13 protein-coding genes are annotated in these 14,428 nt (G+C 61.4%); 9 read left to right on the top strand and 4 right to left on the bottom strand.

Translation table 11 applies throughout. From position 1 onward, the window contains the following. The first annotated feature begins 111 nt into the window (after nucleotides 1-111). The 5 genes from I5L79_RS00730 to I5L79_RS00710 all read left to right on the top strand — a co-directional run bounded on the left by I5L79_RS00730 (nucleotide 112) and on the right by I5L79_RS00710 (nucleotide 5,415). On the top strand, nucleotides 112-954 hold the full coding sequence (locus I5L79_RS00730) for a phytoene/squalene synthase family protein (protein WP_196953101.1): 843 nt from the start codon (nucleotides 112-114) through the stop codon (nucleotides 952-954). A gap of 19 nt (nucleotides 955-973) precedes the next feature. Further along, on the top strand, nucleotides 974-1,498 hold the full coding sequence (locus tag I5L79_RS00725; protein WP_196953100.1) for a hypothetical protein: 525 nt from the start codon (nucleotides 974-976) through the stop codon (nucleotides 1,496-1,498). A 149-nt stretch (nucleotides 1,499-1,647) separates the two neighbouring features. Next, complete coding sequence (locus I5L79_RS00720) at nucleotides 1,648-2,496, top strand: 4-hydroxy-3-methylbut-2-enyl diphosphate reductase (protein WP_196953099.1); 849 nt, start codon at nucleotides 1,648-1,650, stop codon at nucleotides 2,494-2,496. Nucleotides 2,497-2,503: 7 nt separating this feature from the next. After that, nucleotides 2,504-3,277, top strand: coding sequence for a fatty acid desaturase (locus tag I5L79_RS00715; protein WP_196953098.1), 774 nt, complete (start codon nucleotides 2,504-2,506; stop codon nucleotides 3,275-3,277). 110 nt (nucleotides 3,278-3,387) lie between these two features. Continuing rightward, entirely contained in the window at nucleotides 3,388-5,415 is a 2,028-nt protein-coding gene (locus I5L79_RS00710; protein ID WP_196953097.1) for an ATP-binding protein, read from the top strand. Here the strand turns inward: I5L79_RS00710 and I5L79_RS00705 are convergent. The 4 genes from I5L79_RS00705 to I5L79_RS00690 all read right to left on the bottom strand — a co-directional run bounded on the left by I5L79_RS00705 (nucleotide 5,396) and on the right by I5L79_RS00690 (nucleotide 9,634). Next, nucleotides 5,396-6,133 (bottom strand): LytR/AlgR family response regulator transcription factor, encoded by a 738-nt coding sequence (locus I5L79_RS00705; RefSeq protein ID WP_196953096.1) that lies wholly within the window; start codon nucleotides 6,131-6,133, stop codon nucleotides 5,396-5,398. The two genes, I5L79_RS00710 and I5L79_RS00705, sit on opposite strands and share 20 nt — an antisense overlap. A 240-nt stretch (nucleotides 6,134-6,373) precedes the next feature. Beyond that, the gene (locus I5L79_RS00700) at nucleotides 6,374-6,754 is read right to left on the bottom strand and encodes a heavy-metal-associated domain-containing protein (RefSeq protein ID WP_196953095.1); all 381 of its coding nucleotides are present in this window, start codon (nucleotides 6,752-6,754) and stop codon (nucleotides 6,374-6,376) included. 30 nt (nucleotides 6,755-6,784) lie between these two features. Beyond that, nucleotides 6,785-9,091 (bottom strand): TonB-dependent receptor, encoded by a 2,307-nt coding sequence (locus I5L79_RS00695; RefSeq protein ID WP_196953094.1) that lies wholly within the window; start codon nucleotides 9,089-9,091, stop codon nucleotides 6,785-6,787. 96 nt (nucleotides 9,092-9,187) lie between these two features. Then, a complete protein-coding gene (locus I5L79_RS00690; RefSeq protein ID WP_196953093.1) occupies nucleotides 9,188-9,634 on the bottom strand; it encodes a hypothetical protein in 447 nt (148 codons plus the stop codon). A gap of 282 nt (nucleotides 9,635-9,916) precedes the next feature. Here I5L79_RS00690 and mraZ point away from each other — a divergent pair, with 282 nt between their 5' ends. The 4 genes from mraZ to I5L79_RS00670 are packed head-to-tail and all read left to right on the top strand — an operon-like array spanning nucleotide 9,917 to nucleotide 14,427. Continuing rightward, a complete protein-coding gene (gene mraZ, locus I5L79_RS00685; RefSeq protein ID WP_196953092.1) occupies nucleotides 9,917-10,387 on the top strand; it encodes a division/cell wall cluster transcriptional repressor MraZ in 471 nt (156 codons plus the stop codon). Further along, complete coding sequence (gene rsmH / locus I5L79_RS00680; protein WP_231402639.1) at nucleotides 10,384-11,331, top strand: 16S rRNA (cytosine(1402)-N(4))-methyltransferase RsmH; 948 nt, start codon at nucleotides 10,384-10,386, stop codon at nucleotides 11,329-11,331. The genes mraZ and rsmH overlap by 4 nt, the downstream gene beginning before the upstream one ends. 59 nt (nucleotides 11,332-11,390) lie before the next feature. Beyond that, on the top strand, nucleotides 11,391-12,119 hold the full coding sequence (locus I5L79_RS23130) for an FtsL-like putative cell division protein (protein WP_317191343.1): 729 nt from the start codon (nucleotides 11,391-11,393) through the stop codon (nucleotides 12,117-12,119). Then, the gene (locus I5L79_RS00670) at nucleotides 12,103-14,427 is read left to right on the top strand and encodes a penicillin-binding protein (RefSeq protein ID WP_196953091.1); all 2,325 of its coding nucleotides are present in this window, start codon (nucleotides 12,103-12,105) and stop codon (nucleotides 14,425-14,427) included. Before I5L79_RS23130 ends, I5L79_RS00670 begins: the two co-directional genes overlap by 17 nt. Nucleotide 14,428 lies beyond the last annotated feature (1 nt).

Here is a 14,428-nt window from a genome sequence, read left to right as displayed (position 1 = left end):
AATTAATAATTAAGAATGAAGAATTGGTAAAGCAGGAGAAGCTCATGGCAGCTAGCAGTGCCGTGCCGGTCAATTCCTCATTACTAATTCTCCGTTATTAATTCAAAAAGAATGGACCACGTTGCCCTGTTTACTGAAACCAGCCGGGCCTGCAGCAAGCTGATTACCCAGCGCTACAGCACCTCGTTCACGCTGGGAATCCGCACGCTGGATGCGCGGTTTCACCTGCCGGTGTATTCCGTGTATGGCTTTGTGCGCTGGGCCGATGAAATCGTGGACACCTTTCACGCCCACGACAAAGCGGCCCTGTTCGCGGATTTTCGGCGGCAGACCTACGAGGCGCTGGACATCAGGCTTAGCCTGAACCCGGTGCTGCACGCCTTCCAGGACGTGGTACACCGCTATAACATCGACCGGGAGTTTATCGACGCCTTTCTGTACAGCATGGAAATGGACCTCGACGACCGGAGCTACAACCAGTCCCTGTACGAGCGGTACATCTACGGCTCGGCCGAAGTGGTGGGGCTGATGTGCCTGCGCGTCTTCTGCGAAGGAAATGCCGCGCTGTTCGACCAACTGCGGGAGCCGGCCCGGCGGCTGGGCTCAGCCTTTCAGAAAGTGAATTTCCTGCGTGACATCCGCTCCGACTACGAAGAGCGCGGCCGCGTGTACTTCCCCGGCGTGCAATATGAGCGGTTTACCGACGAGGTGAAGCGCACCATTGAGGCCGACATCCGGGCCGATTTTGAGGCCGGCTATGCGGGCATCGTGCAGTTGCCGCGCGCGGCCCGGCTGGGCGTGTACCTGGCCTACGTGTACTACCTCAAGCTCTTCCATAAAATCCGGCAGCTGCCGGCGGCCAGCATCCTGGGCGAGCGGGTGCGCGTACCCGGCAATACCAAGCTGCTGTTGCTGCTCGGTTCGTACTTTCGCTACCGCCTCCGGGCCCTCTAGCCCCCGAACTCTGCCTGCCGTGAAGCTGCGTTTCCTGTTTTTCTTTCTGACTCTGACTTTCTCCCCCCTCGTGTCGACCGAAGCCAACCCCTACGCCGTAGCGCACCTACGCCGCCAGTACCAGCAAGCCGCCGCCAGCAAAGAAGCCGGTGAGAAGTTTCATAAGCTCATGGCGGCCTACTCGCAGCAGGATGCCGTGGTGCTGGCCTATAAAGCCGCCGCTGAAGCCATCCGCGCCCGGGATGCGTCGATGTTCAACAAGCTCAGCTACGTGCAGAACGCCAGCCGGCAGTTTGACCAGGCCGTAAAACTCGACGCCGATAACGCCGAAATCCGCTTTCTGCGCCTGAGCGTGGAAAGCAACCTGCCCGGTTTCCTGGGCCTGAGCCAGCACGTGGAGGAAGACCGGCAGTTTCTGCTCACTACGCTGCTCCGGCATCCGCAGTCCGGCCTCGATGCCGAATCCTTTAGCCTGGTGCGTAGCTTTATGGTGGAGCGCGGCCACGTAACCGGCCCGGATGCCGAGAAGCTGACACGACTGTAAAGGCGGGCTGCTATCAGCCAGGTAATAGCCAGAAGAGGGCCAATAGGTTACGCTATTTGGATAGCTCGGCAGCAGAAGAGCGCGAAAGTCCTTATCTTTTAGCAAACCGGGTAGAACATTCCGTACGTACTGGTAGTTACTCGACAGTTATGCCGTACCACCTGAGCGTCCGTATCGACCCCAACTCCGGCTTTTGCTTTGGCGTCATCTATGCTATTCAGATGGCCGAAGATTTGCTCGATGAGCAGGGCTACCTCTATTGCCTGGGCGACATCGTGCACAACGATGAGGAAGTGCAGCGGCTGGAAGGACGCGGGCTGCGCATCATCAGCTACGATGAGCTGGCTGGCCTGCGCGACGAGGCGGTGCTTATCCGGGCACATGGGGAGCCGCCGAGCACCTACCAGATGGCTCTGGAAAACAACCTGACGCTGATTGACGCCTCCTGTCCGGTGGTGCTGAAGCTGCAGAACCGCATCAAAACCAGCTTCGACCGCAAAGACCAGATTTTTATTTACGGCAAACACGGCCACGCCGAAGTGCGCGGCCTGCTGGGCCAAACCGGCGGGGCAGCCGTGGTATTTGAGAACCTGGATGAGCTATTGAGCCATGAGCTGCCAGCCAACATCACCCTCTACAGCCAGACCACCAAAAGCACCGATTCGTTTTACCGCATCAAAGGCGAGCTGGAGCAGCGCGGCTACCAGGTAAACGCCAACGACACCATCTGCCGGCAGGTAAGCAACCGCGACAAGGATCTGCGGCGCTTTGCCGCGCAGTTCGACCAGATTGTGTTTGTATCGGGCACCAAAAGCTCCAACGGCAAGGTGCTCTATCAGGTCTGCAAGGAAACCAACCCGGCCACGCACTTTATTTCCAGAACCGACGAGTTGTGCGCTGAGTGGTTCCAGCCCGGCCAGTCGGTAGGTATTTGCGGAGCTACCAGCACGCCCATGTGGCTGATGGAGCAGGTGCGCGACGCTTTGCTTCAGCTGTGATTAGTGCATGAGCGAAGTGACCGAAATCCGCGCTGGCCAGGCCCTGAATGACGATTCACTCATTCCCTCAGTCACGCATTCGTCGCGGGTGAAACCGGCGCCACTAGGTTACAAGGGACTTGGGGCCGCTGTGCTGGTTTTGGCAGCCTGGAGCGGGCTGCTCACGTTTCTGCTGGCTTTTTACCAGCCCAACTGGCGGCAGCCCTGGCCCTATCTGCTGGTTTTGCTGCAGACTCACCTGTATACAGGTTTGTTTATCACGGCGCACGATGCCATGCACGGCGTGGTGAGTTCCAACCGACGCCTCAACAACGCGGTGGGTATCCTCACGGCCGGGCTGTTTGCCTTCAATTGGTTTCCGCGGATGCTGCCCAAGCACCACGCCCACCACCGCCACGTAGCCACCCCCGACGACCCCGACTTTCACGACGGGCAGCACCAGGGGTTCCTGCCGTGGTTTGGGCGCTTTGCCTGGAACTACGTCACCGTGTGGCAAGTGCTGCTAATGGCGGCCGCGTACAATGGCCTGAAGGTTTTCTTCCCGCAAATCAGTGTTATAGCCTTCTGGATGGTGCCGGCGGTTCTGGCTACGGTGCAATTATTCTTTTTTGGAACCTACCTACCGCACCGAGGCGAGCATGCACCCGATAACCAGCATAAATCCCGCAGCCAGTTGCGTCACCACGTGTGGGCCTTCGTGAGCTGCTATTTTTTCGGATATCACTACGAGCATCACGACCAGCCTTACCTGCCGTGGTGGCGCCTGTGGCAAACAAAGTAGCGGATAATGACGCGTTGCATTATGCCCATCAGCTTAGATGATATAAAAAATTTGCTATTTTAGAACAGCTATATCAGGGCCTGTCTCCGGCGGCTGATGTGCTTCTCCTTATGTACCCCGCCCGTCTGCTGCCCCTGCTGTTTCTCTGGCTATGTGCCCATGCCGTGCAAGGTATGCAGCCCATGCCGGGTACTGCGAGCAGCTCCCTGGCGCAGCGTAAACTGCCGGCTCAACTTCCCACGTCGCCCCTGTCTTCGCCCAACCCGGCGGAGTCGTTGCGGGTAGCTCAGCGTAAGCTGCAAATCAGTCCGGCGCCCCGCACCCGCGCTTACATGCGCATGGCCGTGGCCTTGCTAGATATGCGTCGCTACAACGAAGCCCTGGAACATGCCCAGCTGGCCTTGCAGCAGGGCGAAGCCCACCGCGACACTGCCACCACGGCCCTCACGTACGACCTGCTGGGACGGGTACAGGTGGCGCGCGGCGACAGTGGCCGGGCCCGGCATTGGTACCGCCGGGCCCTGACCAAATTCACCCAGCTCCGGGACCTGCGTAATCAGGCCATTGTGTACGAGCACCTCGGCGACCTATATGCCAGCCAGCAGGCCTGGGGGCAGGCTGCCGGAAGCTACCGGCAGGCCAGCTTCCTCTGGCAGCGGCAGGCCGAGTTTTCGAGGGCGGCGGTGGCCCTGCACGCGGTAGGTCGGATGTATCTGGCTCAGCACAGCTTTCCGCAGGCATTGCAGTATCTGCAGCAAAGCGCCCAGCGCTCCAGGCAGCTGCACGACAGCGTGGCTACCGGGTACGTGCTGCATAGTGTAGGGCAACTATACATGGCTATGGGAAAGTACCCCGCAGCCCGGCAGGTATACCTGGATGCGCTGGCAGTGATGCCCCGGCGGCAGGACTTGTCGCTGCTGGCCATGCTCTACGAGGCCCTGGCCGCCACCCACGACTCTACGGGGAACCTGGCGGCAGCGGAGGGGTATTTTTTGCGGGCGGTGCCGCTGGCCCAGCGCAGCGGCAACAAGCGCCAGCTCAGCAATCTGTACTTAAGCTTATCGGAGCTGCACCGGCGGCAGGGGCGCTTTCCCAATGCCTTTAAGGCCCTTACGCAGCATATTCTGCTGGCTGACAGCGTGGCGACGGAGGAGCGCCGAGCGGAGGTGGCCGAAATAAGAATGCGCTACGAAACGGAGAAAAAGGAGCAGGAAATCGTAGCGCTGCAGAAAGAGCGGCACCGACAGGAAGCCAACCTGCAGCGGCAGATGTGGTGGCGCAACGGGTTGGGGCTGGGGGCCGTGCTGTTGCTTTTGCTGGCCGGCGGCCTATACCTGGCCCGGCGTCGGCAGGCGGCCATCAACGGGCTGCTTTCCCACAAAAACCTGGCTATTCAGCGGCAGAAGGAAGAGCTGGACCGGCTGAACCGCAGCAAGGACATGCTGTTCTCCGTCATTTCCCACGACTTACGCTCCCCCCTCAGCTCCCTGTATACGCTTCTGAGCTTGCTCAACCTGGGTAGCGTGCCCCCTGAGCGGCTGGCAACGCACATGGACCGCCTCACCCGAACCCTAAACACCACCCTCGAGCTGCTCGACAACCTGCTGAACTGGGCCATGACGCAGATGCGCGACGAAGGCGTGCAAACCCGGGTGCTGCCGCTGGAGATAGTTGCCGCGGAGTGTGTAGCACTGCTGACGCTGGATGCCGAGCGCAAAGGCGTAGAGTTGCGCAATGAGCTGTCGTCCTGCCTGGTGCGCGCCGATGAAAACATGTGCCGGCTGATTTTGCGCAATCTGCTGAGCAACGCTATCAAGTTCACGCCGGGTGGCGGCACCGTCACGGTTTCCGGCCGGCGCCGGGGAGGAGATTGGGAAATTGCGGTAGCTGATACTGGGGTGGGTATTGCGCCCGCCAATCAGGAAAAGCTGCGGCAGGCTGCCATTGGCTATACCACGCCCGGTACAGCCCGCGAAGAAGGCACTGGACTGGGCCTACGGCTATGCCGGGAGTTTGCGGAACTGAACGGCGGCCGCCTCACCTTCGACAGCGTGGAAGGGCAGGGGTCGGTATTCCGGTTTACGCTGCCCGCTACGGAGCCGGACACGGGCGTGGCCCTTAGTGCTGCCGCCGGATAAGTGACCGGTGCACAATGCGCTCCGTTACCCGCTCGCGGTAGGTGTGGCCCAAAGGAAGAGAATGGCTACCCACGCGTACTTCTAAATTGCTGACAGAATCGATAAGGGCTGCATTGACCAGGTAGGAGCGGTGCGTGCGCACAAACAAGCCAGCGGGCAGCTGCTCTTCCAGGTTTTTGAGGTTAACCAGCGTAAGGTGCGTGCGCCCGTCGGAAGTATGAAGTTTGGTGAAGTCCTTCAGGGCTTCGATGTAAAGCACGTCCCGGTAGTGCAGGCGCACAAACTGGGCATCGGTGCGAATAAAAAACGACCCTGATTCCGCCGCTTGCCGCTCTGGGGTGTCTAGGCCGGGCGCTGTAGCGCGCAACAGCCCGGCTACCTTATTTACGGCTCGCAGAAAACGGTCCAGCGTAATGGGCTTCAGCAGAAAGTCGATGACGTCCAGGTTGAAAGCTTCCATGGCATACTGCGGAAAAGCCGTCATAAGCACCACCAGCGGTGGCTGCTGCAAGGACCGAACCAGGTCGAGGCCGCTCAGATGGGGCATCGTCACGTCGGAGAAAAGCACCTGCACTTCGTGGTTGAGCAGATACGTATGCGCCTCCACCGGGTCGTTGAATACGGCTTTCACGTCCAGCACATCAGTCATAGCCGCGTAGGCCTGCAGCAAGTCCAGCACCAGCAGGTCGTCGTCGAGCAAGGCACAGGATATTTTCATGGCGGAAGAAGGCTACGTGACGCGCATCAGGCAAACAGGACTATATCGTTCAATTAAATATAAAAAGAAAACAAGACAAAGTCCGTGCCTACCTGAAATATCCGGCAACAAACCGGGCTTAGTCTACTGCCGGCCGGTATTCCTCTACTAAATCCGCCGCAAGCCCGAAAAAGCATCAGGCCCCGGCCACCGGTTTGCGACGGTGACCAGGGCCTGCACGAAAATCCGGCAGACTACAACTTAATGAACCTCGTTGGTTTTCTTGCAGCAGTCGGGCAGGCGGGTGTAGGCGCGCTCATCGGCGGGCTTGGCGTCAGCATCGTAGCCGGTTTGCTGCACGGCGGCGCGCAGCTTGTCGGCCGAGGTTTTATCGGCGCGGTACGTTACCGTCAGCACCTGCGAGGGTACGTCGAGCACCGCGCTCTGCACACCCTTTTCATAGGCCAGGGACTTTTCCAGCCGGGCCTTGCACATGTCGCACACGGCCGAGGTCTTGATTTTAAGGGTCTCGCCGCTGGTTTTGGTTTTTACTTTGGTGTCAGTTGTAGCCGTCTGGGCCTGCGCAAATTGCGCGGTCAAAACCAGGGCCAGGGTGCACAGCAGGGTTTGCAGGGTCTTCATAAGGAGAATCAGAAAAAGAAAGACGAGGAATTATTGCAGGCGGAAACGCAGGCCGGCGTAGGTAAGGCGACCGAACGTGGGGCCCCACACCATGGCAGCATCAAAGTTCGGGCCGAAGGGGGCGGAGGCGCCGATGATGGGGTTGGGCTGGCGGTAGTTGAGCAGGTTTTCGGCGCCGGCATACACCTCCCAACGCTTGAAGGCCCGCGTCACCTGGGCATTGAACAGCACGTAGCGGGGCGTGTAGCTCAGCTGGTCGGCGGTGGGCGTAGTAGGCAGCGGGTTGTGGTATGGGTCGGAGTGGGCCGTGCCGGGGCTCATGGCCAGGGGGCGGCGGCCAAACCACTGGCCCGTGAGGTCGAAGCGCCACTTGTCGAAAGCCGTAGCGTAGCTCAGGTTGGCAAACAGGCGGTGGCGGGGCGTCAGGAACTTGGGCAGCAGTTGGCCGCCGTAGCTGGTCTGCACGTCCAGAAACTTATATGCGGCCTTGGCCTGCAGGCCTTTCAGCGGCTCTACCTGCACTTCCGTTTGCAGGCTGCGCGAAAAAGAGCGCCCGTACAGGTTGTCAATCCACAGCAAATTCGACGAGGAATACATATCGGCCACCACCTGGTTCTGAAACTCGGTGTGGTAGTAATCGGCCACAAAGGTGGCGGGCCGGCTGGCAACGGTGAAGTATTGCGTGAAGGAGCCACCCACGTTCCAGGCCCGCTCGGGCTGCAGGTTATTGGCCACCGAAAACTCCCGCGACGATACCAGCATGCCCGTGTTTTCGGCCAGCGGATTGGCTATGCGCGTGCCGCGGCCGGCCGCCACTCGCAGAATGGTAGAGGCCGTAGCGTCATACTTCACGTTGAGGCGGGGCGTCAGAAACCAGCCGTAGAGGTTGTGTTGGTCGAGGCGGAGGCCGCCTACCAGCGTCAGGTTTTTGGCATTCTGGAACGTGTACTCGGCAAAAGCTCCGGGCACGCGTTCCTGACGGCGGCGGTTTTCGCGGGCATAGCGCTGGGCGGGCGTTTCATTAGGATAAGTGAGGCCCGTACGGTACAACTCCCAGTAATTGTCGTGCAGGTAGCTCAGCCCCAGCCGGTAGGTGTGCGCCGTAGTGCCCAGAATGCTCTGAAACAGCAGCGTGGCCTGCCCGGTGTTCTGGGTGCCATTGTAGGTGCGGCGGCCGTACTGCGAGTCAAAGCTATACGCGGTTCCGTTCAGCAGCAGCCCCAGGCTTTGGTAGGGCCGGCCGGGCCAGGTGTAGGAGGTTTTGGTGAAGCCGGTATAGCGCGTGGCCGTCATGGTGGTGCCGTAGTAGCCCGCCGGGTTGCTTTCCCGGAAGCCTACCTGACCACCCTGGCGGGTTTCGCGCAGGGCTCCTACGCCCGCTTCCGCCACCAGGCCCTTATCCGACTTATATTTCCACTTATTGAGCACGTTGTACTGCGTAGCCAGGGGCAAATCCAGAAAGTTGTCGTGGTTGCGGTCCACGCGGCGGCCCAGGTGGTCGGAGTGCAGCAGCAGCACGGTGCTGCCGCGCTTGCCCACCGGGCTGGCCAGGTTTAGGTTCAGGTCGAATTTGCCCAGGTCGTTACCGTAGGCGTTGAACAGGAGCCGGTCGGTTTTGTCGGGCTCCTTAAGGCGCACGTTCACCTGGCCCGAAATCGACTCGTAGCCGTTCACCACCGAGCCCATGCCTTTGATGATGTCGATGCTCTCAATCCAGGTACCCGACAGATACCCCAATCGGTACGGCGTGGACAGGCCGCGCAAAGCCGGTTGGTTGTCTACCGTCAGCAGGGAATAAGCACCATCCAGGCCAAGCAGTTGAATCTGCTTGGCGCCCGACACGGCATCGGTGGTCGAAACCTCCACAGCGGCGTTGGTTTCGAAGCTTTCGGCCAGATTGCAGCAGGCCGATTTCGTCAGGTCGCGGCTGGTAATAACCTGGGAGTTGGTGGGCGTGAGGGCCGAGTACGCCTGGGCGCGGCCTTCCACTTTCACCTCAGCCAGCTCCGTGCCCCGGCGCAGGGCCACGCGCAGGTAGGGCGTGCCTTCGGCGGCCACCGTCAGCGTATCGGGGCGGTAGCCCAGGAAACTCACGATCAGCCGGGGCACACCAGCCTGGGCGGGTCGCACGATGGAAAACCCACCCCGCTCATCGGCCGAGGCGGCATCGGTGGTGCCCAGCCAGCGCACCACGGCGCCGGGCAGGGGAGAGGCCGAAGCGGCGTCGGTAACCTGCCCGCGCACGGGCGCCAGGGCAGCAGTTTGGGCCAGAGCCCGGGGGCTGCTAAGCAGCAGGGCAGCGGCGCACAGGCCGCCAAACCCGGAAAAACGATTCATAGCAAGAAGAGTAGCAGATTTCCAGTGGGCGCATTCAGAGCTGAACGCGCCGATATCAGCCGAACCCAGGGCCCGGCTGCAAGGCAGGAACTACTGCTACACCACCAGCGTGCAGACGAACGTAAGAAGCATGCGGCCGGCGCGGGCCGGGGGCGAGGTATCCGAGGCGTGCCAGATATCAGCATGCGCCAGCACCGAACGCACGGCGGGCGCCTGCGGCCACACGGCGTCGGACAGCCAGGCGGTTAGCGCGGGTGGCACCAGCTTGAGTGCCTTCAGGCCGGCCGTCGGCAGGTCTACCTTATGATGCTGGGCGCTGAACTCGCAGCAGGCTTTCTGCAGCCTGGCCTTGCCGGACTGATGCTGCCCGGCAGCTGGCACGGCCGGTGGGCAGCCATGCCGGGGCGAGCTGAACACCACGTGGGCTGAGTGCTGCCCGCTTACCCGGCAGGTATGCCGCTGCACCGTCAGGCCCACCGAAGCGGTGAGCACCAACAGGGCCAGCCAGGCACCAAACAGCCGATGAGCAAGAGGGCGTTTCACAAAAGCAAAGATACGGCACCCCCCGTTGGGATGCGTGCAAAATCCGGAATGCAGCGTGGTAATTTCGGGCCGGACCCTAGTATGCCCCAGCACCTGACATTCTGGCAAACTGCTTTCGGTCATAAGTCGTTCAATACGGCTATATCATTGACTATAGCGGTAAAACCCTATTTGCGGGCTGAAAATAGGGTTTTCTTGAAGTGGTAGAAAATGGTAAAAGGTGGTTGCCTTTTGCCAGGGGTTGCGTACTTTTGTTAATACCCTCCCCCGTGCCCAGGCCCCATGAATCTTCTCTCCGGCGAATACGAGTGCAAGCTGGACCCGAAAGGGCGCCTGGTGCTGCCCGCCAAGGTGAAGGCCAGCCTGCCCGAATCGTCGGGCAACCAATTGGTGCTGGTGCGCGGGTTTGAGCCTTGCCTGGTACTGTACCCCCGGGCAGCCTGGCGCGTAATTCACGAGAAGGTGATGGCGCTGGATGAGTTCAACGAGGAGTACCGGCAGTTTCAGCGCAACTTTTTCAGGGGCATGACGGAGGTGGAGCTCGACGCCATCGGGCGCTTCGGATTGCCGCGTACCATGTTGCGCTACGCCGGCATCGAGAAGGAAGCCATCATCGTGGGCATGGGCAACCGCTGCGAAATCTGGGACCCCACCCGCTACGACGACTTCCTCATCAAAGACCAGCAGAGCTTCTCCAAGCTGGCTCAGAAATTCCTGACCACCGAAACCGGGCCCAGCCCTTTGGCCGCATGAGCTCCCCGGAAACTTACCACAACGACGCCGCCTACCACCGCCCGGTGATGCTGCGCGAGTGCCTGGAGGCCCTCGACCTGCAGCCCGGCGGCCGCTACGTGGACGTGACCTTCGGGGGCGGCGGCCACTCCAGCCGCATCCTGGAGCACCTTACCACCGGCCACCTCTACAGCTTCGACCAGGACGCCGACGCTGAGCGGGAAGCCGCGCAGCTGGCCCGGCCGCAGTTCACGTTTATTCGCGCCAACTTCCGCCACCTGCACCGGGAGCTAGCCCGGCACGGCGCCCTGCCCGTAGATGGGCTGCTGGCCGACCTGGGCGTGTCGTCGCACCAGTTTGATACGCCGGAGCGCGGCTTCAGCACCCGCTTCGACGGGCCGCTGGATATGCGCATGAACGCCGAGGACGGCCCCAGCGCCGCCGACGTGCTGAATGAGTACAGCGAAGCCGAGCTACACCGCATCTTCGGGATGTACGGGGAAGTAACCAACGCCCGCACGCTGGCCCACACCGTGGTGAGTGGCCGGCGGGGTGCGGGCATCCAGACTATTGGTGAGCTGAAAAAAGCCATTGCCAGCTGCACCCCGCGCGGCAAGGAAAACAAGTACCTGGCCCAGGTTTTTCAGGCCCTGCGCATCGAAGTAAACGACGAAATGGCGGCCCTGCAGGATATGCTGCTGCAAACGGCCGAGGTGCTGCGGCCCGGCGGTCGGCTGGTGGTGATGAGCTACCACTCCTTGGAAGACCGGCTGGTGAAGAACTTTCTGGCCAAGGGTAAATTCTTTGGCGAAGCCGAGAAAAACCTGTTTGGCCACACGTCCACGCCCTTTGAGGCACTCACGCGCAAGCCCGTAGAAGCCTCGGCCGAAGAACTGGTCCTCAACACCCGTGCCCGCAGCGCTAAGCTCCGAATCGGCATCAGAAGTGAGGAGCGAAGTCGGTAGGCTCTGCGCCGCCCTCTGCAAAACTCAGCGAGAATTTACCTTGACTTTTCCCACGTCCCGTGGCTATCAATACCATAAAACCAACCGCCAGCCAGCCCCGCGCCAACGTGCCCCGCTACGTGGAGCCGGAGCCCGCGCCGTTGCCTGAGCCCCCGGCGCCCAAGCCTACGCCCGAGCCGGAAGTGCGCGAGCGGCGCCCTAAGGTAGAAGCACCGCGTAGCTCCTGGAGTGTATTCTCGCTGTTGGAGCGCGTGACGAACATGGATGGCCTGTTCCGGGAAGGCCTGCCCGTACGTTTTCTGCCGCACGTGCTGTTCATTATGTTCCTAACGCTGGTCTATATCGGCAACACGCACTATGCTCTGCGCATGAACCGCAGCATCCAGAAGCTGAAGCTGGAAACCGAAGACCTGCGCGCCGACTACACCACCCTTAAATCGGACTACATGGAAGCCAGCAAGCAAAGCGAAGTGGCCCGGCGTGTAGCCGCTTACGGGCTGGTGGAGAGTTCCTCGCCACCTTTCCGCATTACGGTGCCCGCCGGCCGCCTCGACGAAGCCGAGCTTGACCGCGTGCCCCTGCTCACGGCCGACTCCGTAGCCGCCCAGGCCATTGCCGACTCGGCTTTGCGCGCCCAGCAGGCGGCCGCTCCGCTCACGGGCTCCCCCGATGATGACCTGGTAGGCGCCCCGCCCGTGCCGGTGGGCGTGCCTGCCACCGAAGCTGCGGCCGCTCCGGCCGCTTCTGCCCCTCATTCTGCCCCGCGTAGAGATGAAAGGAAACGTTAAAAAATCCATTGTTACCCGCGTCCGGCTGGCTTTCCTGGGCGTGGCGCTATTTTCCGCGGCCATTGTGGTGAAGGTGTGGCGTATTCAGTTTCAGGAAGGCGACCGGTGGCGCGCCCTGGAGCAGGAGCGGCGCATCGTGTACCAGCCCGTGTTTGCTACCCGCGGCAACATCTACTCCGACAACGAAAGTATCATGGCCACCTCGCTGCCCTTCTACCGGGTGGCCTGGGACCCGTCGGTGGTGGACGACCGGCTGTTCGAGCAGAAAGCCGATTCGCTCGGGCTGCTGCTTTCGCAGTTCTTCGGTGATAAAAGTGCCCAGGAATACACGCGCAAGCTCAAAAACGCCCACGACCCCCGGCGCAACGTGCGCTACATCCGGCTGAACTCCCGGCAGATCAACTTCCAGGAAAAGAAGCTGATGGCGACGTGGCCCATTTTTCGGGCCGGCAAAAACCAGGGCGGGGCCATCTTCGAGAAAGTCGACAAGCGTTTCCGGCCGTTTGGCGGGTTGGCTCAGCGCACCATTGGCTTTGTGAACGAGGACAAGAACGGCGCGGGTTTGGAGTACACCTTCAACCAGCACCTGGCCGGCAAAGACGGCGAAGCGCTGTTTGAGCGCCTGCCCGGCGGCAACAAGCCCATCTACGACGGCACCGAGGTGAAGCCCGTGCCCGGCTACGACGTGAAAACCACCCTCGATATCAACCTGCAGGACGTGGCCGAAAACGCGCTGTACAAGTCCCTGGTGGACAACAATGCCCAGTACGGTACCGTGATTCTGATGGAAGTGAAGACTGGCGAAATCAAGGCCGTGGCTAACCTGGGCAAGGTGGCCGAGGGCGTGTACCGCGAGGATTACAACTACGCCATTGCCGACCAAGGGCGCACCGAGCCGGGCTCTACCTTCAAGCTGGCGTCGATGATGGCCATTTTCGAGGAAAACCCCGACCTCTCCCTCGACGACATGGTGAATACCGGCAACGGCCGCATGTATGTGGGCGGGGCCGTGAAAACCGACTCCCACGGCTACGGCAACATCACCGTGAAGCAGGTTTTCGAGAAGTCCTCCAACATCGGGGTGGCCTGGCTGGCCGACCATACCTTCAGCAAAGACCCCAGCAAGTACACCGACTACCTTAAGCGCTTCGGGCTGGACAAGCCGCTGGGCTTCCAGATGAGCGGCGAGGCCCGACCCTACATCAAAGACCCCCGGGACCGGAGTTGGAGCCGCACTTCCCTTACCACTATGAGCATCGGCTACGAGCTGAAGCTGGCGCCCCTGCAGACGCTGGCCTTCTACAACGCCGTGGCCAACGGCGGCGTGAAGGTGCAGCCTATCATCGTGCGCGAAATCAAGCAGGCCGATAAGGTGCTGGAAAGCTTTGAGTCGAAGGTGCTGAACCCCAAAATCTGCTCCGACGAAACCCTGGCCAAAGTGCGGGCCATGATGGAAGGCGTGGTAACGGAAGGCACCGCCCGCGGCATCCGCTCCCAGGATTTTACGATGGCTGGCAAAACCGGCACGGCCTGGAAATTCAAAAACGGCGCCTATACCAAAGTGTACTCGACCTCCTTCTGCGGCTACTTCCCGGCCGATAAGCCCAAGTACTCCTGCATTGTGGTAGTCGATTCGCCCAAGAAAGGCCGCATCTACGGGGCCGACGTGGCCGCCCCGGTGTTCCGCGAGGTGGCCGATAAAGCCATGGCCCGCGACGCGGCCAGTCAGCGCCCCTTGCTGGCCCGCGCCCCGCAGAAAAAGCAGCGTATACCTACTATTGGGGTAGGCATGCAGGATGAGTTGCAACTGGTGACCCAGCACATGGGCTTGCCTTCCCAGCCGGCCACCAGCGCCGAGGACTGGGTGCGCGCCGATACCGGCCAGGGCAACAAAGCCCTCACCTGGCAGGAGCAGCCCGTAAAGCGTGGCCGCGTGCCCAGCGTGGTGGGCATGAGCTTGCGCGACGCCCTGTTTCTGCTCGAAAACCGCGGCCTGCGGGTGCGCCTAAACGGCACGGGCCGGGTGCGGGCGCAGTCGTTGGCGGCGGGTGCGCCTTTGCAGCGCGGCGCGGTCATTTCCCTCACGCTACAGCCGATTGGGCAAACCTCGGCGCCCGTCGCCCCGGTGGCTGCCCCCGAAACCCCTGACTTAGCCGAAAACAAGCTCATCACGCCCGCCGAGCCCGACCCGGCCAAGGTGAAGGCCGCCCTGCTGGAGCGCCAGCGCAAGCTGCGCCAGCAGCTAAACGGGGGCGCCGAGCAGGCACAGGCTCGCGCGGCCGAGCCCAACAAATCCAACCGAAAATAAC

This window comes from Hymenobacter guriensis, from assembly GCF_015773195.1.
GTDB classification, from domain to species: domain Bacteria; phylum Bacteroidota; class Bacteroidia; order Cytophagales; family Hymenobacteraceae; genus Hymenobacter; species Hymenobacter guriensis.
Note: the sequence above shows the minus strand (reverse complement) of the source record. Positions and strands in the feature narration are given on the sequence as shown.

Bases quoted from the DNA above. Each gene is read 5' to 3' on its own strand.
- I5L79_RS00730 (WP_196953101.1), top strand. From the start codon at position 112: ATGGACCACGTTGCCCTGTTTACTGAAACCAGCCGGGCCTGCAGCAAG.
- I5L79_RS00720 (WP_196953099.1), top strand. From the start codon at position 1,648: ATGCCGTACCACCTGAGCGTCCGTATCGACCCCAACTCCGGCTTTTGC.
- I5L79_RS00715 (WP_196953098.1), top strand. From the start codon at position 2,504: ATGAGCGAAGTGACCGAAATCCGCGCTGGCCAGGCCCTGAATGACGAT.
- I5L79_RS00710 (WP_196953097.1), top strand. From the start codon at position 3,388: ATGTACCCCGCCCGTCTGCTGCCCCTGCTGTTTCTCTGGCTATGTGCC.
- I5L79_RS00705 (WP_196953096.1), bottom strand. From the start codon at position 6,133: ATGAAAATATCCTGTGCCTTGCTCGACGACGACCTGCTGGTGCTGGAC.
- I5L79_RS00700 (WP_196953095.1), bottom strand. From the start codon at position 6,754: ATGAAGACCCTGCAAACCCTGCTGTGCACCCTGGCCCTGGTTTTGACC.
- I5L79_RS00695 (WP_196953094.1), bottom strand. From the start codon at position 9,091: ATGAATCGTTTTTCCGGGTTTGGCGGCCTGTGCGCCGCTGCCCTGCTG.
- mraZ (WP_196953092.1), top strand. From the start codon at position 9,917: ATGAATCTTCTCTCCGGCGAATACGAGTGCAAGCTGGACCCGAAAGGG.
- rsmH (WP_231402639.1), top strand. From the start codon at position 10,384: ATGAGCTCCCCGGAAACTTACCACAACGACGCCGCCTACCACCGCCCG.
- I5L79_RS00670 (WP_196953091.1), top strand. From the start codon at position 12,103: ATGAAAGGAAACGTTAAAAAATCCATTGTTACCCGCGTCCGGCTGGCT.